This is a genomic window from Pseudomonas sp. SYWMCR5 (assembly GCF_057197165.1).
On sequence record NZ_JBXUNH010000009.1, the window covers coordinates 210,472 to 231,754 of the forward strand.

General features: G+C 63.3%; 22 protein-coding genes and 1 pseudogene. 15 read left to right on the top strand and 8 right to left on the bottom strand.

Annotated features, from left to right (window positions below):
* The first annotated feature begins 76 nt into the window (after positions 1–76).
* Positions 77–1,444: an NAD(P)-dependent oxidoreductase gene (locus AC2CGW_RS21870; protein WP_484574588.1), complete on the top strand. Its 1,368-nt coding sequence runs from the start codon at positions 77–79 to the stop codon at positions 1,442–1,444.
* A complete protein-coding gene (gene preA, locus AC2CGW_RS21875; protein WP_186668843.1) occupies positions 1,445–2,719 on the top strand; it encodes an NAD-dependent dihydropyrimidine dehydrogenase subunit PreA in 1,275 nt (424 codons plus the stop codon).
* A 69-nt stretch (positions 2,720–2,788) separates the two neighbouring features.
* On the opposite strand, the gene AC2CGW_RS21880 is transcribed toward preA, so the two are convergent.
* On the bottom strand, positions 2,789–3,409 hold the full coding sequence (locus AC2CGW_RS21880) for a TetR/AcrR family transcriptional regulator (protein ID WP_186668841.1): 621 nt from the start codon (positions 3,407–3,409) through the stop codon (positions 2,789–2,791).
* Between the two features lie 134 nt (positions 3,410–3,543).
* Between AC2CGW_RS21880 and AC2CGW_RS21885 the strand changes: the two genes are divergently transcribed.
* The 4 genes from AC2CGW_RS21885 (at position 3,544) to AC2CGW_RS21900 (ending at position 8,326) form a co-directional block, all read left to right on the top strand.
* On the top strand, positions 3,544–5,592 hold the full coding sequence (locus AC2CGW_RS21885; protein WP_186722416.1) for a TonB-dependent receptor family protein: 2,049 nt from the start codon (positions 3,544–3,546) through the stop codon (positions 5,590–5,592).
* A 373-nt stretch (positions 5,593–5,965) separates the two neighbouring features.
* Positions 5,966–6,115: a hypothetical protein gene (locus AC2CGW_RS21890; protein ID WP_186668837.1), complete on the top strand. Its 150-nt coding sequence runs from the start codon at positions 5,966–5,968 to the stop codon at positions 6,113–6,115.
* A gap of 48 nt (positions 6,116–6,163) precedes the next feature.
* Positions 6,164–7,387, top strand: a complete 1,224-nt coding sequence (locus AC2CGW_RS21895) for a YcaO-like family protein (RefSeq protein ID WP_186722415.1) — start codon at positions 6,164–6,166, stop codon at positions 7,385–7,387.
* 9 nt (positions 7,388–7,396) lie between these two features.
* Positions 7,397–8,326, top strand: coding sequence for a class I SAM-dependent methyltransferase (locus tag AC2CGW_RS21900; protein ID WP_484574589.1), 930 nt, complete (start codon positions 7,397–7,399; stop codon positions 8,324–8,326).
* A gap of 6 nt (positions 8,327–8,332) precedes the next feature.
* Here AC2CGW_RS21900 and AC2CGW_RS21905 read toward each other — a convergent pair whose 3' ends face one another.
* The gene (locus AC2CGW_RS21905) at positions 8,333–9,394 is read right to left on the bottom strand and encodes an AI-2E family transporter (RefSeq protein WP_484574590.1); all 1,062 of its coding nucleotides are present in this window, start codon (positions 9,392–9,394) and stop codon (positions 8,333–8,335) included.
* Between the two features lie 132 nt (positions 9,395–9,526).
* On the opposite strand from AC2CGW_RS21905, the gene trhP reads away from it, so the two are divergent.
* From trhP to AC2CGW_RS21935, 6 genes and pseudogenes are all read left to right on the top strand, one after another.
* On the top strand, positions 9,527–10,861 hold the full coding sequence (trhP, locus tag AC2CGW_RS21910) for a prephenate-dependent tRNA uridine(34) hydroxylase TrhP (RefSeq protein ID WP_186709853.1): 1,335 nt from the start codon (positions 9,527–9,529) through the stop codon (positions 10,859–10,861).
* Between the two features lie 150 nt (positions 10,862–11,011).
* Positions 11,012–12,187: pseudogene (locus tag AC2CGW_RS21915) on the top strand (copper resistance system multicopper oxidase); the annotation flags it as partial.
* Entirely contained in the window at positions 12,069–12,839 is a 771-nt protein-coding gene (locus tag AC2CGW_RS21920) for a copper resistance protein B (RefSeq protein WP_484574597.1), read from the top strand. The pseudogene AC2CGW_RS21915 and the gene AC2CGW_RS21920, both read left to right, overlap by 119 nt.
* A 12-nt stretch (positions 12,840–12,851) precedes the next feature.
* The gene (locus tag AC2CGW_RS21925; RefSeq protein ID WP_288375260.1) at positions 12,852–13,280 is read left to right on the top strand and encodes a DUF411 domain-containing protein; all 429 of its coding nucleotides are present in this window, start codon (positions 12,852–12,854) and stop codon (positions 13,278–13,280) included.
* Positions 13,280–13,717, top strand: coding sequence for a YqaA family protein (locus AC2CGW_RS21930; RefSeq protein WP_484574591.1), 438 nt, complete (start codon positions 13,280–13,282; stop codon positions 13,715–13,717). The genes AC2CGW_RS21925 and AC2CGW_RS21930 overlap by 1 nt, the downstream gene beginning before the upstream one ends.
* A gap of 75 nt (positions 13,718–13,792) precedes the next feature.
* A complete protein-coding gene (locus AC2CGW_RS21935; RefSeq protein ID WP_484574592.1) occupies positions 13,793–14,791 on the top strand; it encodes an alpha/beta fold hydrolase in 999 nt (332 codons plus the stop codon).
* Positions 14,792–14,869: 78 nt separating this feature from the next.
* On the opposite strand, the gene AC2CGW_RS21940 is transcribed toward AC2CGW_RS21935, so the two are convergent.
* The 4 genes from AC2CGW_RS21940 to AC2CGW_RS21955 are packed head-to-tail and all read right to left on the bottom strand — an operon-like array spanning position 14,870 to position 18,112.
* Positions 14,870–15,451: a DinB family protein gene (locus AC2CGW_RS21940; protein WP_186668821.1), complete on the bottom strand. Its 582-nt coding sequence runs from the start codon at positions 15,449–15,451 to the stop codon at positions 14,870–14,872.
* An 11-nt stretch (positions 15,452–15,462) separates the two neighbouring features.
* Positions 15,463–16,563 (bottom strand): cell division protein ZapE, encoded by a 1,101-nt coding sequence (zapE, locus tag AC2CGW_RS21945; RefSeq protein WP_484574593.1) that lies wholly within the window; start codon positions 16,561–16,563, stop codon positions 15,463–15,465.
* A 54-nt stretch (positions 16,564–16,617) separates the two neighbouring features.
* Positions 16,618–17,766 carry a PQQ-dependent sugar dehydrogenase gene (locus tag AC2CGW_RS21950; RefSeq protein WP_186709839.1) on the bottom strand — a complete coding sequence of 383 codons (1,149 nt, stop codon included), beginning with the start codon at positions 17,764–17,766 and terminating at the stop codon, positions 16,618–16,620.
* A 25-nt stretch (positions 17,767–17,791) separates the two neighbouring features.
* A complete protein-coding gene (locus AC2CGW_RS21955; protein ID WP_151926147.1) occupies positions 17,792–18,112 on the bottom strand; it encodes a hypothetical protein in 321 nt (106 codons plus the stop codon).
* A 185-nt stretch (positions 18,113–18,297) separates the two neighbouring features.
* Between AC2CGW_RS21955 and AC2CGW_RS21960 the strand changes: the two genes are divergently transcribed.
* A complete protein-coding gene (locus AC2CGW_RS21960; RefSeq protein WP_186668815.1) occupies positions 18,298–18,786 on the top strand; it encodes an LEA/WHy family protein in 489 nt (162 codons plus the stop codon).
* A 3-nt stretch (positions 18,787–18,789) separates the two neighbouring features.
* Here the strand turns inward: AC2CGW_RS21960 and AC2CGW_RS21965 are convergent, their stop codons facing one another.
* Positions 18,790–19,053, bottom strand: coding sequence for a hypothetical protein (locus tag AC2CGW_RS21965; protein WP_186668813.1), 264 nt, complete (start codon positions 19,051–19,053; stop codon positions 18,790–18,792).
* 128 nt (positions 19,054–19,181) lie between these two features.
* Between AC2CGW_RS21965 and AC2CGW_RS21970 the strand changes: the two genes are divergently transcribed.
* Positions 19,182–19,502, top strand: coding sequence for an ElaB/YgaM/YqjD family protein (locus AC2CGW_RS21970; RefSeq protein WP_186668811.1), 321 nt, complete (start codon positions 19,182–19,184; stop codon positions 19,500–19,502).
* Positions 19,503–19,532: 30 nt separating this feature from the next.
* Here AC2CGW_RS21970 and AC2CGW_RS21975 read toward each other — a convergent pair whose 3' ends face one another.
* Positions 19,533–20,150 carry a MiaE family protein gene (locus tag AC2CGW_RS21975; RefSeq protein WP_186668809.1) on the bottom strand — a complete coding sequence of 206 codons (618 nt, stop codon included), beginning with the start codon at positions 20,148–20,150 and terminating at the stop codon, positions 19,533–19,535.
* Between the two features lie 152 nt (positions 20,151–20,302).
* Between AC2CGW_RS21975 and AC2CGW_RS21980 the strand changes: the two genes are divergently transcribed.
* Positions 20,303–21,166 carry a universal stress protein gene (locus AC2CGW_RS21980; RefSeq protein ID WP_186722402.1) on the top strand — a complete coding sequence of 288 codons (864 nt, stop codon included), beginning with the start codon at positions 20,303–20,305 and terminating at the stop codon, positions 21,164–21,166.
* The last annotated feature ends 117 nt before the right edge of the window (positions 21,167–21,283 follow it).

Consider the following 21,283-nt stretch of genomic DNA (forward strand, 5'->3'; position numbering starts at 1 on the left):
CCTGTTGACTGCCATCCCAGAACGGACGGGCGAGTAACCGCCGCCTGTACCCATAAAAAAGAGAGAGGCTACAACCGTGATCGACACCCTGAACCACTTGCCGCGCCCGAGGGCCAGCGCCGAGCAGCTCGCCGACGCCTTCACCGACCTCGCCCCACCCCTCACCGCACGCCAGGCCGCCGTGGAAAGCGCGCGCTGCCTGTACTGCTACGACGCCCCCTGTGTGAATGCATGCCCGAGCGAAATCGACATCCCTTCGTTCATCCACCGCATCAGTGATGAAAACCTGCAGGGCGCCGCCGAGCGGATCCTGTCGGCGAACATCCTCGGTGGCAGCTGCGCCCGCGTGTGCCCGACCGAAATCCTCTGCCAGCAGGCGTGCGTGCGCAACAACGCCCAGGAGTGCGCGCCGGTGCTGATCGGCCAGTTGCAACGCTACGCCCTGGACAACGCCGGTTTCAGCGAGCACCCGTTCAAACGCTCGCCCAGCACCGGCAAACGCATCGCCGTGGTCGGGGCCGGCCCCGCCGGGCTGTCCTGTGCGCACCGCCTGGCCTTGCATGGTCATGACGTGGTGGTCTTCGAGGCACAGCAAAAGGCTGGCGGCCTCAACGAGTACGGCATCGCGCGCTACAAGCTGGTGGACGACTATGCCCAGCGTGAGGTGGATTTCCTGCTCGGCATCGGTGGCATCGAGATCCGCCATGGCCAACGCCTGGGCGACAACCTCACCCTGGGCGAATTGCGTGACCAGTACGACGCGGTGTTCCTGGGCCTTGGCCTGAATGCCGTGCGCCAGCTCGGCCTGCCTGACGAGGAGGCCCCTGGGGTGCTGGCCGCCACCGACTATATCCGTGAACTGCGCCAGGCCGACGACCTCCGCCAACTGCCGCTGGCCGACCGCTGCCTGGTGATCGGCGCGGGCAACACCGCCATCGACATTGCAGTGCAGATGAGCCGCCTGGGTGCGCGCGACGTCAACCTGGTGTATCGCCGCGGTGCCGCCGACATGGGCGCCACCGGCCACGAGCAGGACATCGCCAAGGCCAACCAGGTGCGCCTGCACACCTGGGCACGGCCCGATGCTGTGCTGCTGGACGACCAGGGCCGCGTGAAAGGGATGCGTTTCGTACGCACCGAACAGGTCGAAGGCAAACTGGCCGATACCGGCGAAACCTTCGAGCTGCCCGCCGACGCGATCTTCAAGGCCATCGGCCAATGCTTCGATGACGCAGCGCTCAAGGACCCGGTAGCGGCGCAACTGGCGCGCGATGGCGAACGTATCCGCGTCGACGAGCAGATGCGCACCAGCCTGCCCGGCATCTATGCCGGTGGCGACTGCACCGCCCTGGGCCAGGACCTCACCGTCCAGGCCGTGCAACATGGCAAGCTGGCCGCCGAAGCCATCCATGCCCAACTCATGCTCAATGTGGAGGCAGCGTAAATGGCCGATCTGTCCATCGAATTCGCCGGTATCAAGGCACCCAACCCTTTCTGGCTGGCGTCCGCGCCACCGACCGACAAAGCCTACAACGTAGTCCGCGCCTTCGAGGCGGGCTGGGGTGGCGTGGTCTGGAAGACCCTTGGCGAGGACCCGGCGGCGGTCAACGTGTCGTCGCGCTACTCCGCGCACTTCGGCGCCAACCGCCAGGTGCAGGGCATCAACAACATCGAGCTGATCACCGACCGCTCGCTGGAGATCAACCTGCGTGAAATCACCCAGGTGAAGAAGGACTGGCCCGACCGGGCGCTGGTGGTGTCGCTGATGGTGCCGTGCGTGGAGGAATCGTGGAAGTTCATCCTGCCGCTGGTCGAAGCCACTGGCGCCGATGGCATCGAGCTGAACTTCGGCTGCCCCCACGGCATGCCCGAGCGCGGCATGGGCGCGGCGGTCGGTCAGGTGCCGGAATACGTGGAAATGGTCACCCGTTGGTGCAAAACGCACTGCTCGCTGCCGGTGATCGTCAAGCTCACGCCCAACATCACCGACATCCGCCAATCGGCCCGCGCCGCACATCGAGGCGGCGCCGATGCCGTGTCGCTGATCAACACCATCAACTCGATCACCAGTGTCGACCTGGACCGCATGGTCGCCCACCCCATCGTCGGAGACCAGAGCACCCACGGCGGTTACTGCGGCTCGGCGGTCAAACCGATCGCGCTGAACATGGTCGCCGAGATTGCGCGCGATCCTGAAACCCGGGGCCTGCCGATCTGCGGCATCGGTGGTATCGGCAACTGGCGCGATGCCGCGGAATTCATCGCACTGGGCAGCGGCGCGGTGCAGGTGTGCACGGCGGCGATGTTGCACGGTTTTCGCATCGTCGAAGACATGAAAGATGGCCTGGCGCGCTGGATGGACCAGCACGGACACCGCAGCCTGGAAGCCTTCCGCGGCCAGGCCGTGGCGCACACCACCGACTGGAAGTACCTGGACATCAACTACAAGTCGGTGGCGCATATCGACCAGGATGCCTGCATCGGCTGCGGACGCTGCCACATCGCCTGCGAAGACACCTCGCACCAGGCCATCGCCAACACCCTGCAGGCCGATGGAACGCATGTCTACAGCGTGATCGAGGCCGAATGCGTGGGTTGCAACCTGTGCCAGATCACCTGCCCGGTTGAAAACTGCATCGACATGGTGGCCCAGGAGACCGGCAAGCCGTACCTGAACTGGACCCAGGATCCGCGCAACCCCTATCGTGAAGCGAGCTGACCTGGGCTGGCCTTCAGATTTTGAACCCTGCAAGATCCCTCGCCGGGGTTGTCAGGCACCCCGGCAGGCTCAAGGCTCCAGCCCGATGCCCCGCAGAATCACGCTGGTCACCGTCTGCACCGCCCGCTCGAACGCCATGTCCGACAGCGGCTCGCCGTCATTGAGCAAAGCCACCTGGTAACCGAAATCGGCGTAATGCTGGGTCGAAGCCCAGATCATGTAGAGCAGCGCCGACGGCTCGACCGGCAGGATGCGCCCCTCCTCCACCCAGCGACGGATCTTGGCTTCCTTCAACTGCGCCCAGGGCACCAGCGAATCGTCCAGGCTGTCGCCCAGCAGCGGCGCGCCGTGGAGGATTTCCTCGGCCCAGACTTTCGAGCCCAGCGGCCGCGAGCGCGAGTGTCCCATCTTGGCGCGGATATAGCTGGTCAGCACGACGCGTGGGTCTTCGAAGCGCTCGAAACACAGGGCATCCTGCTTCCAGACGTCCAGCAAGTCCTGCAGTACCGCACGATAGAGCTCATCCTTGGTACTGAAGTAGTAATGCAGGTTGGAACGCGGCAACTGCGCGCGCTCGGCGATGTCGCCCATGGAAGTGACGCCGTAGCCTTGCTCGGCGAACACCTGCTCGGCGGCCTGGAGAATTTTCTCGATATTGCGACGGCGAATTTCGATCTTGTGGTTGGCCATAGGGCGTCCGAAACGGCAGGAACCGCTCAAGGCTAACACGCACGAGCCATCGCTGCGCTCTGCAGATCGACAACTGTGCTTCGTCTGACAGTTGCAGCGTCACACACCCGCACCCGATCTGGAACCCCCTGCCCATGCGTCCGAACCTCCCCCTCTCGCTGCTGGCCCTGCTGGCCGGCACCGCCTCCCACGCCGCCGAGCGCATCGAGCTCGAACAGGTGCTGATCCAGGACCGCCAGCAGTCCGAGCAGGAAGCCGCTGCCGAACGACTGCGTGAGATACCCGGCGCCAGCAACCTGGTGGACATGGACAGCGTCGGCCAGGGGCGTGTGGCCAGCAACCAGGATGTACTGGCCTACCAGCCGGGGGTATTCGCCCAGTCGGCGGGCAACGACGGGATCAAGCTGTCGATCCGGGGCTCGGGTATCAACCGCGCGCCAGGCGCCCATGGCTCGGGGGTCTACACGATGTTCGACGGCTTGCCGCTGACCGGCCCCGGCGGGACGCCCTACGAGCTGTTCGAACCCTTGTGGCTGAGCCGTGCCGAGGTGCTGCGCGGTGCCAACGGCTTCGACCAGGGCGCCTTGGCCCTCGGCGGCGCGATCAACTACGTGACCCACACCGGCCACGACGCCGCGCCCCTGCAACTGCGCTATGAGGCCGGCAGCCACGGCTACCAGCGCCGGCACATCAGCTCTGGCCAGGTGCTGGGCAATCTCGACTACTACGTGGCGCTGACCGACGCCGAGTACGACGGCTACCAGCGACACAGCAGCGGCAGTGCCAAGGGCATCGCCGCCAACGTCGGCTATCGCTTCAACCCGAATCTGGAAACACGCTTCTACCTGCGCTACCGGGAAACCGAGAACGACCTGGCCGGGCGCCTGACCAAGGACCAGATCAAGCACCACCCGCGCGCCGCCAACCCGGCCTATCTCGCCCGCGATGACAGCCGTCCGCAGCCTGGCAGCACCTGGGTGGGCAACAAGACCACCTTCTTCCTAGATGATGACTCACGTCTGGAGGCCGGGCTGGTCTACCACGACTACCCAATGGACCTGCGCGAAGGCCCGATGCGCCTGAAAGTGGCTTACACCGATGTCAGCGGCACGCTCAACTACCTGCGTCGCGATACCCTGTTCGGCCACGAGAGCAAGACCACCGTTGGCTGGCGCACTACCAAGCACCTGCCCAACAGCGGCGCCTCGCAGTTCGTGCGCAATGGCGATGTGTTCGGCCCACGCAGCCGCGACTTCAGCTACCAGGGCTCGGACACCGTGCTGCACCTGGGCAACGACCTGGAGCTGGTGCCGAACCTGTGGCTGACCACCGGCCTTGCCATGATCTACACCCGCCGCGAAAGTGCCGTCACCTTCCCTGCCAACGGCGGTAAGGTCAGCCAGCACGACTGGGACTATGCACCGCGCCTGGGCCTGCGTTACGACATCGACCCGCAGACCCAGGTCTACGGCAACCTCAGCCGCTCCGTCGAGCCACCGCATCCTTGGTCGTTGATCTGGAGTTCGACAGTCGCAACGCAACCAATCGAGATGCAGAACCAGACAGCCACCACGCTGGAGCTGGGAGCCCGTGGCGAGTCGGTGCTGGGGCGCTGGGACCTGGCCTGGTATTACTCGCAGGTGCGCCATGAACTGCTGGCGGTCGAAATCGTGCCGGGCCAGCCGTTCAAGGAGTACAACGCCAGCCCCACTGTGCACCAGGGCGTCGAGGCAGGCCTGGACAGCACGCTGTGGCAACAGCCGGGCGTCGGCAAGCTGTCGCTGCGCCAGGCCTACACCTTCAGCGACTTCCATTACCGCGACGATGACCGCTTCGGCGACAACCGCCTGCCCGGTATCCCGATGCATTACTACCAGGCCGAGTTGCGCTACGACTGGCCCAGCGGTTTCTACGCCGGTGTGAATACACAGATGGCCTCGAAGGTGCAGGTTGACTACGCCAACAGCTATCACGCTGACGACTACGCCTTGCTTGGCGCGCGCCTGGGCTGGGACTCACCGAAGCAGGACTGGCAGACCTGGATCGATCTGCGCAATCTGACGGGCGAACGCTATGCGGCCACGGTAACCCCAGGCTATGACGACCAGGGTAGCGACATGGCGCGCTCGACCCCTGGGGAGGGCTTTGCAGCCTACATCGGTGTTTCTTACACGCTGAAATAATACAAAAGCATCTGGCGGCCAAGCATATTGCCTTCGACCATGCGGAAAAAACATCGAAGGCAGTATGAAAGCATGACCAAAAAGCAGTTATCGCCATTCAAATAGAAAGCGCCTACAGACACTGCGCGAAGGTACTGCTTCATTCCTTCCCTCAGACCGCTGTCAAAAGCTCGCCTCCTTTCTCCTGAGCCCTCTGTGTGGGCGGATTGATCTGCGAAAGCATGCAGTCAACTGCCATAACAGTGACCGCACATTTCATTAACACGGCTCCCCGCGCACCCTCCCTTTCCGTAGACCGTCTTGTTGACGAACACTGCGTCGGCGGCCTTAGAACGCCGCCAACAACCCTCAGAGTTCAAGAAGGAGTTTCACCATGGGATACATTTATCGTGGCATGAGCAACAAACTGAACGAGCTGGAAGCAGAGGTCGTGGTTGATCAGGCGGCTGGCGAACTGACTACCGAGCACGCAGACGCAATGCAACTGGCCGAGCACGAGCACGTCGAGCTCGAACGCGAATAATCCAGCCTGCAAGGCGGCCCTCAAGCCGCCTTGCTCCCAGGAGTCAGCATGCATATGACGTACGTGGCTGAACGTGAACTCCCCCTGGCAACGGCAAGGCAACGCATTGATGAACAACTCGCACAACTGGCGCTGAACGTTGAAGAGCACTGGGAAGGCACATGGGTCGGCTCTGCCCGCATAGGCCTCAGCTCACAGACCGGGGCTACCAGCCAAGGCTGCGGAAAAGGCCTGGAGCAAGAAGCTCGGGTCGGCGCACGCTTCGAGGCACTGGAGCACTTTCTCGATGAACACCTTACCCGTAATGCTCACCTCAACGAGGCCAGCGACTTGGCCCGAATGCCTACCCTGCAAGATGACATGCTGCAACCCTGGCTTGCGGCACAGCCCCACGAGAAACTGGCGTGCCAGGCTTACCACGACCTGGACGGCCAATGGCTGTTCGACTATCCATTGTGCCTCACGCGGCCGGATTACGCCGATCACCCGGCTGCCGGCGAAACCTTCGACCTTCGTGGGCTCCGACGCTACAGCAGCAATGATGGGTCAGCCATCGGCGCAACCCTCCAGGAAGCCATACTGCATGCGTTGAACCAGAGCATCGAACGCGATGCGCTGTCGCTGTTCTTCCTGCGTCATTACTACTACAGACAACCTTCCCCCTTGCGCTGGGTAAGCAAACCCGGCACGCACACCGAGCTCGGACGCATCTGGCAGCATGCCGAGGACTGCCTGGAAGCGCCAATTGGTGTTCTGGACATCAGCAGCGAGTTTGCCAGCAGCACCTATCTGGCACTGCGCATGTCGCAAGCATCACGCCTGCATGGCGCGCTGTTCGGCGCAGGCGCCTCGCTCGACCCCTGGCATGCCGTGCGCCGCGCGGTCACCGAACTGGTTCAGGTACAGCTCAACAGTCGCCCCCCCGGTGCGCTGGATGAGCTGAAACTGGCCGAACGCCTGCTGCGGCCTTTTCCTCGCCTGCAATCGTGCCTGCAGTTCGACCTCGACGTACTGCTGGAAAAAGCAGGACACACGGTGGCGCTGCCTGACCCAGGCCCTCGATGCAGTGTGCGTCAACAGCTGCGATATCTGTACGCAGACCTTCAACGCCATGGCAGGCAAGCCGGTATCTGCCAGCTGTTCCAAGGCCACGAAGGCATCAGCCTGGTGAACGTCGTGGTGCCTGGACTCGAACGTTTCCACCTCGTCTGCAGCGGGAATGTCGTCTGCCCCGGGCCCAGGGGCCTCGCCCACCGAAGTCAGCAACCTTGAGGGGTCGCCATGCAACCAGAACACGCCCGACACGAACGCTGGCTGGCCCGGCACCTGCCCTCGCGCGCCCATACTCCAGGCGGGGTCGCTACGCTGGAAGAACCTGTTGGCCATGGTCTGAACAACCTGTTCATACTCCGCCTGCAAAACCTCGAATACCTGGGGCGCAAGCTGCTGGATGAACAGGGGCAGTTGGGAAGCCGACTGACACCGGCCATGTTGCTGGGGCCGCTGCTCAGAACCCGACAGTGTGGCAACCGCCTGCAGATGCACTATCGGACGCTGTCCACCGACGAAAAACACCAGGTGTTCGCCCAGGCCCGGCGCAGCAAAGACACCAGCATCCACTTCCCCTTTCCGGTCGTGGACGAACAGGGCCAAGAGCTAGTAGCACCTGCATCATTCTGGAATCACACCCCGCAGCTAGCCCGGCGCCTGGACGCACAGGAACGGCATTTTCGCGAGCACTGCCTGGCGACACTGCAAAAGCGCCTTGCTCCCGGCGCCGTGATACACGACCCCGCCTGCTCGACCGGAACCTTCATCGCAACGCTCGCACAAGGGCTGCCCGACGCGCAGTGCCTGGGCAGCGACGTATCCCCTGCCATGATCGCCCATGCCCGCACGCATCAGCGACTGCCCAACCTGAAGTTCGACATTGCCGACGCCACTGATTCGGCCGCCGCCGACAGTTGCGACGTGCTGATCCTGCGCTTCCTGAATGCCGAGGTCATGCTCCGCCAGCAGGCCACCCGCCTCTTCCAGGCATTGAGCCGACGTGTGCGACGAGCCGGTGTAATCATCGTCTTCGGCCATACCCCGGTGTTGGTCGCCATCGAGCCCGAAGCCAAGCGTCTGGGCCTGAAGGTCACCGGTACGATCGCCGCCTGCCCTGATACCCAGGCGCTGTTTCAGTTCTTCATCCTGGAGCGTGACTGAACAGCCTCACGGCAACTGCACCTGTGGCGTGCTCTCGGTGAAGATCGTCCAGCTGGAGATGAACAACGCGGCGATCAGCGGCCCGATCACGAAACCGTTGAGGCCGAACACCGCCAGACCGCCCAGGGTCGACACCAGGATCAGGTAGTCGGGCATGCGCGTATCCTTGCCCACCAGGATCGGGCGCAACAGGTTGTCCACCAGCCCGATCACCAGCACGCCGAACGCCGTCAGCACGATGCCTTGCCAAATAGCGCCGGTCAGCAGGAAATACACTGCGACCGGCCCCCAGACGATCCCGGCCCCCACCGCAGGCAACAGCGACAAAAACGCCATCAGCACCGCCCACACCAGCGCACTGGGAATATCCAGCACCCAGAAAATCAAACCGCCAAGAGCCCCCTGGGTGATCGCCACCAACAGGTTGCCCTTCACCGTGGCCCGCACCACCCGGTTGAACTTCAGCTGCAAGCGGCGCTTCTGCTGCTCGGGTAGCGGCACGGCATGGCGCACCTTGCGCGCCAGCTCCGGCCCCTCACGCAAAAAGAAGTACAGCAGGTAGAGCATGATGCCGAAACTCACCAGGAAGTCGAAGGTGCCCTGGCCGAAGCTGAATGCCTGCCCGGCCAGAAACTGACTGCCCTGTGTCGCCCACTTGGTGATCTTGTCGCGCAGGCCATCGAGGTTGCCCATGCCCATGCGGTCCAGACCGTTCTGGACGAAGTGCGGCAGCATGTCCTTGCCGCGCTCGATGTAGCCGGCGATATCCAGCTGGCCGCTTTCAATGCGCTGGTACAGGGTGGCACCCTCCTGCACCAGCAGGGCACTGATGATGATCACCGGCAGGATCGCAATCATCAGGCAGGTGGCCAAGGTGGCCCCGGCTGCCAGGTTGCGCCGCCGGTTGAAACGCAGCAGCAGGTTGCGTTGCAACGGCGCGAACAGGATGCCGAGAATCACGGCCCAGAAGATGGCGCCGTAGTAAGGCAACAGGATCCAGACGAAGGCGACGGTGACCAGCGCCAGCAATACGGCCAGGGCTCTATTCTGGAGAGCGGTTTGATTCATGGGCATTCCTCGATTGTCCTGGACGTTAGTGCGTAGCGAAGCGGCAAAAGTGCCATCAACGCCGTTTGACCCAGATCAACACTGCTTCGCCAGTCGCGCCTTAGCATCCGCACCTTTTGCCCTGGTGCACCCATGAACCTTCTCGCCAAGCCCGAACTGCTGGCCCCTGCCGGCTCCCTGAAGACCCTGCGCTACGCCTTCGCCTATGGCGCCGATGCGGTCTACGCCGGCCAGCCACGCTACAGCCTGCGGGTGCGCAACAACGAATTCGACCACGCCAACCTGGCACAGGGCATCCAGGAAGCACACGCCCTGGGCAAGCGCTTCTACGTGGTGGTCAACATCGCGCCGCACAATGCCAAGCTCAAGACCTTCCTCAAGGACCTGGCGCCCGTGATCGAGATGGCGCCCGATGCGTTGATCATGTCCGATCCGGGGCTGATCATGCTGGTGCGCCAGCATTTCCCGCAGATGCCCGTGCACCTGTCGGTGCAGGCCAACACCGTGAACTGGGCCAGCGTGCAGTTCTGGCAGCAACTGGGCCTGAGCCGGGTGATTCTGTCGCGCGAGCTGTCGCTGGAAGAAATCGAGGAAATCCGCCAACAGGTGCCTGACATGGAGCTGGAGGTCTTCGTCCACGGCGCACTGTGCATGGCCTACTCCGGACGCTGCCTGTTGTCGGGCTACCTGAACAAGCGCGACGCCAACCAGGGTAGCTGCACCAACGCCTGTCGCTGGAAGTACCAGGCGACCCCGGCAGGGGAAAACGCCACCGGCGAGATCGTGCGCGAGTGCGAACCGAACTTGGGCATTGGCGCCCCAACCGACCAGGTGTTCCTGCTGCAGGAGGGCAATCGCCCCGGTGAAGAGATGCCTGCATTCGAGGACGAACACGGCACCTACATCATGAACGCCAAGGACCTGCGCGCCGTACAGCACGTCGAGCGCCTGACTCGGATGGGCGTGCACTCGCTGAAGATCGAGGGGCGTACCAAGTCGCACTTCTACTGCGCCCGAGCCGTGCAGTCCTACCGCCAGGCGATCGACGACGCCGTCGCCGGCCGGCCCTTCGACCGCAGCCTGATGGACAACCTCGAGTCCCTGGCCCAGCGCGGCTACACCGAAGGTTTTCTGCGCCGCCACGTACACGACGAATACCAGAACTACCAGCGTGGCAACTCGGTTTCGGAGCGCCAGCAGTTCGTTGGCGAACTGACGGGCCTGCGTTTCGGCGGGCTGGCCGAGGTAAAGGTGAAGAACCGCTTTGCGCTGGGTGACACCCTCGAACTGATGACCCCTCGCGGTAACTACCACTTCGAACTCGACCGGCTGGGTGATCGCCAAGGCCAGGCCATCGAGGTGGCGCCAGGCGACGGGCACCTGGTGTACCTGCCGATTCCCGAACAGGTATCGCTCGAGTTCGGGTTGCTGATGCGTGACCTGCCTGCGCAGCAGGCCCTAAGCTGACAGCGCTGTAATGACAGCCTCAGCTGGCTGACAGGGATGGCGGTGGATCATCGGGCTATTCCATGGCCCGTTCGCAGGCAAGCCCGCGGCTTCGAAAGGCGCGCCCGATCGCGACAAGGCCTCTACCCAAGCCCTGCCTGAGGCCCATTCCTGCCCCACAGCCCCTCCCGTCGTACCTTCGTCAAAGGCCTCGGCGCCGCCACCGCAGTGGCCGGCCTGGGCCTCTGGCGCCCACTGGCCAGCGCCGCCGAAGGCCATCGCCCAGGCCAACCGCTGCAGGGCCAGGACTTCGAACTGTACGTTGGCCAGACTCCCGTCAACATCACCGGCCGCCCGCGCACGGCCCTCACCGTCAACGGCAGCCTGCCCGGCCCGCAGTTGCGCTGGCGCGAAGGTGACAGCGTGACCCTGCGCGTGCGCAACCGTCTGACCGAACCCACCTCGATCCACTGGCACGGCATCATCCTGCCCGCCAACATGGACGGTGTTCCCGGCCTGAGCTTCGCCGGCATCGAGCCTGGCGGCGACTACCTCTACCACTTCACCCTGCGCCAGAGTGGCACCTACTGGTACCACAGCCATTCCGGGCTGCAAGAGCAGGCGGGGGTCTATGGGGCGATCGTCATCGAACCCCGCGAGGCCGAGCCTCACGCTTACCAACGCGACCATGTGCTGCTGTTCAGCGACTGGAGCGACCAGGCCCCCGAAGCACTGCTGGCGACGCTCAAGAAGCAGTCCGACGCCTTCAACTACCACAAGCTCACTGTGGGTGACTTCATCGAGGATGTCGCGCGCGATGGCTGGCGCAAGACCGTCGACGAGCGCCTGATGTGGGCCGACATGCGCATGAGCCCCACCGACCTTGCCGACATCAGCGCGGCCACCTACAGCTACCTGCTCAACGGCCAGCCACCGGAGGGCAACTTCACCTGCCTGTTCCGCCCCGGCGAGACGGTACGCCTGCGCCTGATCAACGCCTCGGCCATGACCTACTTCGACTTCTGCATCCCCGGCCTGAAACTCACGGTGATCGCCGCAGACGGCCTGCCTGTGGTGCCGGTGACGGTAGACGAACTGCGCATCGCCGTGGCCGAAACCTTCGACATACTGGTCGAGCCGGGCGATGCGCCAGCCTACACCCTGTTCGCCCAGAGCATGGACCGCACCGGCTTTGCCCGTGGCACCCTGGCCCATGCTCATGGCCAGTGTGACCCTGCTGGTGCTGCTGGCCAGCGAAGAGGTGCGCGCGCAGCAAAACCCGACCCAGCCCACCACGGCGTTGCCGGTCATCACCGATGCCGACCGCCGCGCAGCCTTTCCCACTCTGCCGGGCCACCAGGTGCATGACGATGCGCTGAACGCGGCGGTGATCGTCGATCAACTCGAATACCAGCACTTCGACAACAGCGGGCTGCTGAACTGGAATGCCACTGCCTGGATCGGCGGCGACATCGATCGCCTGTGGCTACGCAGCGAAGGTGAACGTGAACAGGGCATCACTCACAAGGCCGAACTGCAGGCGCTTTGGGGCCATGCCATCAGCCCCTGGTGGGAGCTGGTCGGCGGTATACGCCAGGACTTCAAGCCTGCCAGCGGCCAGGCCTGGGCAGCGTTCGGCATCCAAGGGACGCCGCTGTATGGGCTGGAGCTCGAGGCCACCGCCTATGCCGGTGAGCGACAGCAGACCGCGCTGCGCCTGGAGGCCAGTTACGCTATGCTGCTGACCAATCGCTGGATCCTTGAACCGACCCTCGAAGCCAACTTTTTCGGCCGTAACGATGCCGGGCGCGAGCAAGGTTCGGGGCTGGCCGAAAGCGAAGTAGGCCTGCGCCTGCGCTATGAAATCACCCGCAGCTTCGCACCCTATGTCGGCGTCAGTTTCAACCGCTTGCACGGCACCCGCGCCGACCAGGCCCGTGAAGACGGCGACGACCCCGCGCAGACCCGTCTGGTCGCAGGTGTGCGCCTGCGTTTTTGAAGGAGTTCGACCATGCTACGCAAACACCTGATGGCCTTTGGACTGCTGGCCATCAGTGGCCTGGCACAGGCCGCCGAGGTCATTGATGTCTACCGCGACCCCAACTGCGGCTGCTGCAAACAGTGGATCAGCCATCTGCGCGACAACGGTTTCACGGTCAACGACCATGTCGAGCCGAACATGAGCGCGGTCAAGCAGCGCCTGGGCGTCGCACCACGCTTGGCGTCTTGCCATACCGGCGTGATCGACGGCAAGTTCGTCGAAGGGCACGTGCCCGCCGAACAGGTGCGCCTGCTGGCCAAACGCAGCGATCTCAAGGGGCTGGCCGTGCCGGGTATGCCCATGGGCTCGCCCGGCATGGAAATGGGCGACCACAAGGATGCCTATCAGGTCATCGGGCTGACCCGGGACGGCCAGGACACTGTGGTCGCCGAATACTGATGCTCAGTCTCTGGGCGCTGTTTCTCAGCGCCTTTGGCGCGGCCACCCTGCTGCCGCTGCAGTCCGAGGCGGTGCTGGTCGGTTTGCTCCTGCGCGCCCCCGACGCCTGGCTTGTGCTGTTGCTGATTGCGACCCTGGGCAACGTGCTCGGTTCGCTGGTCAACTGGCTGCTGGGCCGAGCGATCGAGCGCTTTCGCGACAAACGCTGGTTTCCGTTCAGCGCCAGTCAGTTGCAAAGTGCACAACGGCGTTACCAGCGCTGGGGCCAGTGGTCGCTGCTGTTGAGCTGGATGCCCGTGATCGGTGATCCCTTGACCCTGATCGCCGGGATCATGCGCGAGCCGTTCTGGCGCTTCCTGTTACTGGTCACCCTGGCCAAGGCCGGGCGCTACCTGGTGGTCGCGATGATCACCCTGGGCTGGTTTCACAGCGGGTAACACCTTTCACGGTTCCGAAGGTCAACTGACTGCTACAGTCGCCTTTTCCTACTTGAACCTACACGGAGCACCCCGATGCTGCGCGCAACCGCCCTGGCCCTGGCCTGCCTCGTCGGCAGCTCGGCCATCGCCGCCGAGTCGCCCACCTATGGCAGACAGCTCGAAGGTTTCACCTACCCTCACCCACTCCAGCACTTCGCCTTCACCTCACAGGGCCAGGCCCTGCAGATGGGCTACATGGACGTCCCTGCGAAGGGCCAGGCCAATGGTCGCAGCGTGGTGCTGATGCATGGCAAGAACTTCTGCGCCGCCACCTGGGAAACCACCATCGAGACCCTGAGCAAAGCCGGCTACCGGGTCATCGCCCCGGACCAGGTCGGCTTCTGCACCTCGAGCAAGCCCGAGCATTACCAATACAGCTTCCAGCAACTGGCCGACAACACCCATGCACTGCTCCAACAGCTTGGCATCGACAAGGTCAGCGTGCTGGGCCACTCCACCGGTGGCATGCTCGCCACCCGCTATGCGCTGATGTACCCACAGCAGGTGGAGCGCCTGGCCATGGTCAATCCGATCGGCCTGGAGGACTGGAAAGCCCTGGGCGTGCCCTATCGCAGTGTCGATCAATGGTATCAGCGTGAACTCAAGCTCGATGCCGAAGGGGTGCGCAACTACGAGCGCAACACCTACTACGCCGGGCGCTGGAAGCCGGAATACGAGCGCTGGGTGCAGATGCTGGTAGGCCTGAACAAAGGGCCTGGGCACGAAGCGGTGGCGTGGAACTCGGCGCTGATCTACGACATGATCTTCACCCAGCCGGTGGTCTACGAGTTCAAGGACCTGAAGATGCCGACGCTGTTGCTGATCGGCGACAAAGACACCACCGCCATCGGCAGCGACATTGCCCCGCCAGAGGTCAAGGCACGCCTGGGCAAATACGCAGTGCTCGGACCGCAGGTGACCAAGCTGATCCCCCAAGGGCAACTGGTCACCTTCGAAGGCATGGGGCATGCCCCGCAGATCGAGGAACCTGAGGTGTTCCACAAAGCCTTGATCAACTGGTTGCAGCAGTAGCACTCGCCTTGCTGCAGGCTGGGAGCGGTCTTTTACGGCCACAAGGCCGCTCCTGAACAGACTCTGTGAACGAAGCTGTCACGCCCTCCAGACCTGCCCTTCGCTCCACCCCAGTTCGGCAAAATCATCCGCGCGCAGGGGCGCTTCCTCCTCGCAGAAGAATTCGTCCAGCTGCGGCGGGCGCACCGAGGTGTCGCTGAGCATCGCATGCACCTGCCCGCGGTGATGGATCTGGTGTTCGAACAGGTGCGAGAGCAGGCGCAGGCGCTGCTCGCGCTGGACCCGGTCAGCCCGCACGATACTCACATAGCGCCGCAACTGGTCGTCACGCAACAGCCGGCAATACGCGATCAGGCGCTGGTCGGCCTGGGCCTGCTGGGCATGCAGGTCGGTACAGGTGGCAAACGGCTGCTCAGGCTCGAAGAAGCGCTCGCCATCGGCCTCGGGGGCTTCGCCGCGCTGCTCGCACTCCAGGGCATTGAGGTAGAACCAGTCCACCGTCAGCAGGTGATTGAGCGTGGCCTTGATCGAAGGAAAGAAGCTGCAACGGGGGGCGACGAACTCGTCGTGGGTCAGTTGCAGGCATGCCTTGTACAGGCGATGGTTGGCCCAGCCGTTGTTGTAGGCCTGGGTCAGCAGATGGTGCGACAGCAGCTCCATGGTCGACTCCTTCAGGCGAAGCGTTGCAGTTGCATCTCCCGCAGCCGGCTCAGGGTCCGCCTGAACGGGAACGCCAGATACCCTTGAGTGTAGAGCGCTTCGAGCGCGACCTCGGCTTCCAGGTACAAGGCGACCCGACGGTCGTAGCATTCGTCGACCAACGCGATGAAGCGCCGCACACTGTCATCGCGGGGCGACAGCGCCGGTAGCTGGCGATCGCCGGCCACTACACGCTGGGCGCCGTCCTCGGTTCCGCGGGCGATGCGCCCGGCACGTTGCACCCCGCCCAGTGCAGGCAGCCCCTCCAGCAGGATGGCCGTATAGCGGTCGCACAGGGCCATGAACTCAGTCGCCGCCAGCGGTTGCTCGCACAGGTCGGCGAAGTGGCACCAGATCACCTGCTCGCTGCGGCGAATCACTTGGATCTGCCGCGAACCGACCTGCAACGGCTGGTCGGTGCCGGGGTCATCCGCGCTCAGTTGCCGGAATACCTCGGCCAATGCGCTGGGCTTGCCCGCCTCGGCAATCCAGAAACGCTGACGCTGTTCGCCAGGGTGCAGGCGGTGGTCCTGCTCGCCGGCCACGGAGATGACCTGCATGTGCCGCTGGATCGCGGCGATGGCCGGCAAGAAGCGCTCACGATTGAACCCGTCGAGGTACAGCTGATCGGGCGGCTGGTTGGACGTAGCGACGATGACCACGCCCTGGTCGAACAGCACCTGAAACAGGCGACCGAGGATGATCGCGTCGCCAATATCGCTGACAAACAGCTCATCGAAGCACAGTACGCGAATATCCCTGGCCAGCTCCCGGGCCAGCGCGTGCAGTGGATCGGCGGTGCCAGCCAGCAGAAACAGGCGTTGGTGCACCCAGGCCATGAAGTGATGAAAATGCTGTCGCCGGGAAGGAACCGCAAGGCACTGCTGGAACTGATCCATCAACCAGGTCTTGCCGCGCCCGACCGGCCCCCATAGATAGACGCCCTGGCCGCCGCGCCCCTGCTCCAGCGCCTCGAAGCACTGCTGCAGGGCGGCAACGGCCTCGGCCTGCGCAGGGTCGGCGGCAAAGCCTTGCTGCTCGATGGCTTGCTGATAAAGGGCGTAGGGCGTCATGGCTTTGGATCGCAGGCAAAACGCCATGGTAATGGGGGTTTCCCGGATCCGCCATCAACCCTCGCGCAGGCCCACCTTCAGCAGCGCCCCGTCCTTGGCGTCAGTCAGCACGTACAGGTAGCCGTCCGGCCCCACCCGCACATCGCGAATACGCGCATTGAGTTCCCCCAACAACCGTTCTTCATGGACGATCTTGTCACCATCGAGTTGCAGGCGAATCAGCTCCTGAGTGGCCAACGCACCGATGAACAGGTTGTGATCCCAGGCCTTGAAGGTCGGGCTGTCGTAGAAGGCCATGCCACTGATGCCTGGGGACTTCTCCCACACATGGTGCGGATCTTCCATACCCTCTACATGCTTGCCCTTGGCTTCGGGGATCGGCAGCAGCGAGTAGTTGATGCCATGGGTCGCGATCGGCCAACCGTAGTTCTTGCCTGCCTCGGGGATGTTGATCTCATCGCCGCCGCGCGGGCCGTGCTCGTGGGTCCAGAGCTTGCCTGTCCAGGGGTTGAGCGCCGCGCCCTGCTGGTTGCGGTGCCCGTACGACCAGATTTCCGAGCGCACATTCTTCTGGCCGACGAAGGGATTGTCCTTGGGCACCTCGCCATCGGGCAGGATGCGGACCAGCTTGCCCTGTAACTTGTCCAGGTCCTGGGCGGTGGGGCGCTGATTGTTCTCGCCCAAGGCAATGAACAGATAGCCCTCGCGGTCGAACACCAGGCGCGAGCCAAAGTGGTTACCCTCGGACAGCTTGGGTTGCTGGCGGAAGATCACGGTGAAATTTTCCAGACGCGCGCGATCCTGCGACAGCTGGCCACGTCCGACCGCCGTCCCCGCCTTGCCGTCCGCGCCTTCCTCGGCATACGACAGATAGACCGTGCGATCCTTGGCGAACTCCGGCGAAAGCACCACGTCCAGCAGGCCGCCCTGCCCTTGCGCCCAGACCTTGGGCACCCCTGACAGCGGCGGCCCGACCTTGCCTTCGGCACCAACGATGCGCAGGTTACCCGTGCGCTCGGTGACCAGCATATCCTTGCCCCCCGGCAGGAATGCCAGAGCCCACGGGTAGGCCAGACCATCAGCGACGGTACTGACGGTCAATTGCCCTTCTTCGCTCGCAAACTGCTTGTCGTCGGCAGCCTGTGCCAATAACGGGAACAGTGCGGCAGCAACCAGGGTGGTCATCCAGATACGTGGCGTCATGCAGGGATCCTTCCAATCAAGAGGCTCAGGGCGCACGTTGTGAGTCGCGCGGTGGCCGAGTGGGTTCCAGGTTCGGGGTCTGTTGTTGACGGCGCAGGTTGTCACCGTTGCCGATGCCGCGGTTGTCCAGCGTCGGTGGCCGCACAATGGGCTGGGTCGAGGGGCCGCGCACCGGCGGCGTCGCTGGCACACTGCCTTGGCGGCTGTTGGGGTTGGCGCGCTGAATTGGGCTGTTGTAGGGGTTATTGCGGTCGCTGGCAGCAAGCAAGGGCATCTGCACGGGTGCCGCGTGAGCGGGAAGGCACAGCAGCAGGCTGATGGCCAGGAAAGGCAGTGTAGGTTTCATCCTTCATCTCCGGTACGAAAAATCGCGCCCAAGCGTTGGATAGCCTAAGGCGCTTCAGGTTCGCGACAAAAGCATGAAAACCAATGGAGTTGATTCGCGATGTTTCCTTCAGGCCGATAGCGAGGGTTTCAACGATGGGACGTATTTGCCACACTCAAAGGCCGTCTCCAGCCAAGGCCCTTGCGATGACCATCTGCTTGCGCAACACCGCCCGACTTTGCCTGGCCCTGCTGCTGGCCCTGGCGCTCAATGCCTGTGCGCTGCTGCACAACCGCGATCCGCTGAACATCAATGTCATAGGCATCGAGCCCCTGCCCGGACAGGACCTGGAGTTGCGCATGGCCGTGAAGATACGCGTGCAGAACCCCAACGAGACGCCGGTGGACTTCAACGGTATTGCACTGAACCTGGAGGTGAACGATCAACCGCTGGCAGCAGGTGTCAGTGACCAGCGTGGGCATATCGGCCGATATGACGAGGCGGTGATCGTGGTCCCGGTGAGTATCACCGCGTTTTCGTTCCTGCGTCAGGCGTACGGCCTGAGCCAGACCCAGTCGCTACAAGGATTGCCCTATGTGTTGCGCGGGAAGCTGGCCGGTGGGCCGCTGGGCACGGTGCGTTTCACCGATAAAGGCAAGCTCGATTTACCGCAGCCTGGGCGTGCTGGCTGGTGAGGATCAACGGTTGGCGCTGGCCGCCGCCATCATCCTGTTGACTTCGCTGCGCACCATGTCGGCGAACTCCGGAGGCGACATACCCTCCAGCTCGGCACGGACCCATTCGGCCCACTTGCCCTTGCGTCGAGGCTTCTCGGCGATCATGCGGGCCGCCTCGCCCTTGGCCTTGCCGAGATTGTTCTGCCAAAACTGGAACAGTCGTGATTTTTCCGCCTCGATCTGTGCACGTTCGGCGAAGTCTCTATTGGCCAGATTGAAACTCATGGTCTTTCCTGCCGCTTGAAAATGAGCGCTATCTTACACTGTAGCGGCGAGCCGCCGGTATGCCGTTGCAACTTTCGACGCACGCCGTTATCCACTGTACAAGTCAATCCACCTACGAGGACGTGTTCATGGCCAGGAAATCCACCGCAACAGCCGATAGCGATCAGATCAAGGACCAGGTGTTCAGCGAGCTGCAGGCCTTGATCGAGGAGTCCGAAAAGCTTCTCGACGATAGCGCTTCACTGGTGGGCGAAGAAGCCGATACCTTGCGCGCCCAGCTCGGCCTGAAGCTGCGCCAGGCTCGCCAGGCCACCAGTCGTCTGGGGCAGAAGGCACAGCCGGTGGTAGATGCCACGCAGGAATATATTGGTGGCCACCCGTGGCAGACCGTCGCGATCTCCGCAGGATTCGGGTTGGTGGTCGGCTTGCTGCTCGGCCGTCGCCAGTGAGCTGACCCACCTCCACAGGCCCGGCCGCCCTCAGGCAGGCTGGGCCATCGGGATGCCGCTGTGAAAGCGCATCTCCATGTCCGGCGAGCTGATCAGCTCAGCCTCCACTGCCCTCACCTTCTCCACCACCCGCGCGATATCCGCTTCTTCACCATAGTGGTGCGCCAGTTTCAGGTAGCCCTGGTAATGACGTGCCTCACTCTTGAGCAGGCCGTGGTAGAAGGTGCCAAGCTCCTCATCCAGGTGCGGCACCAGCGCCGCGAAACGCTCACAGCTGCGCGCTTCGATAAAAGCACCGACTACCAGGGTATCGACCAGCTTGACCGGCTCGTGGGCACGCACAACGCGGCGCAGGCCCGAGGCATAACGTCCTGCCGAAACAGGTCGCAGGGGAACGCCGCGACGTTTCATCAGGCGCAGTACCTGTTCGTGGTGCACCAGCTCCTCACGGGCCAGGCGCGACATCATGTTGATCAAGTCCAGATGGGTGTTGTACTTGGCGATCAGGCTGAGCGCAGTGCTGGCGGCCTTGAACTCGCAGTTCTTGTGGTCGATCAGCAGGGTTTCCTGGTCGGCGAGCGCCGCTTCGATCCAGGCGTCAGGCGTAGGGCAGCCAAGGAAGGCGTCGATTTCAGGGGTCAGGGACATAGGCTCACAGCTGGGTGACATCGCAGGAGCGCGGATTATACCGAGGGCGATGCCGATCGCCAGCGACTATGCTTGATACACGTCAAACGGCGCGACACAGACCGCCGACTATAGTCAGGCATTGGTCTTCATATCCCAAGGGAGTCATGCCCATGCAAGCCGTTCGCAGCATCCTCGTCGTACTCGACCCCGAGCACGCCCACAGTCGGGCCTTGACTCGGGCCAAGCTGATCGCCGGGGTGACCGGCGCACGCCTGCATCTGCTGATGTGCGACAAGAAGCAGGACCACAGCGCCTTGCTCAGCCTGCTCAGTAGCCAGCTGCATGATGATGGCTACGACAATGTCACCCATGAGCAGGCCTGGCATGACACGCTGCACGAGTCGATTGTCAGTGTGCAGCAAGCCGAAGGGTGCGAACTGGTGATCAAGGAGCATCGTCCGGACAATCCGCTGCGCAAGGCACTGCTTACACCCAGCGACTGGAAACTCTTGCGCCAATGCCCCTGCGCCGTGCTGATGGTCAAAAGCGAACGGCCCTGGACCGGCGGCAAGATCCTCGCGGCGGTGGATGTGGGGAATCAGGACGGGGATCATCGGCGACTACATGCCAGCATCATCGACCATGGCTATGCGATCGCCAGCCTGGCCAAAGGCGAGTTGCACGTCATCAGCGCTCATCCCTCGCCGATGCTCTCGGCGTCAGACCCTGTGTATCAGCTCAGCGAAACCATCGAAAAACGCTACCGCGAAGCGTGCTCGGCATTCCAGGCGGAGTTCGATATCAGCGAAGATCGCCTGCATGTCGCCGAAGGGCCGGCCGATGTACTGATTCCCTATGCCGAGAAACAGATCGATGCGGTGGTCACCATCGTCGGCACCGTGGCGCGCACGGGGATATCTGGCGCCTTGATCGGCAATACCGCCGAGGTGGTGCTTGATTCGCTTGAGGGGGATGTACTGGTGCTCAAGAGCGAAGAAGCGACGGCGCACCTGGCCGAATTGGCGCGGGGCTGATGCGATCCAGATCGGCTTTTCAGTCGCTGTATTGGACAGTCAGAAAGACAAAACCCCTACCTGCTCACGCAGATAGGGGTTTTGCGAAATGAATCTTGACGATGACCTACTCTCACA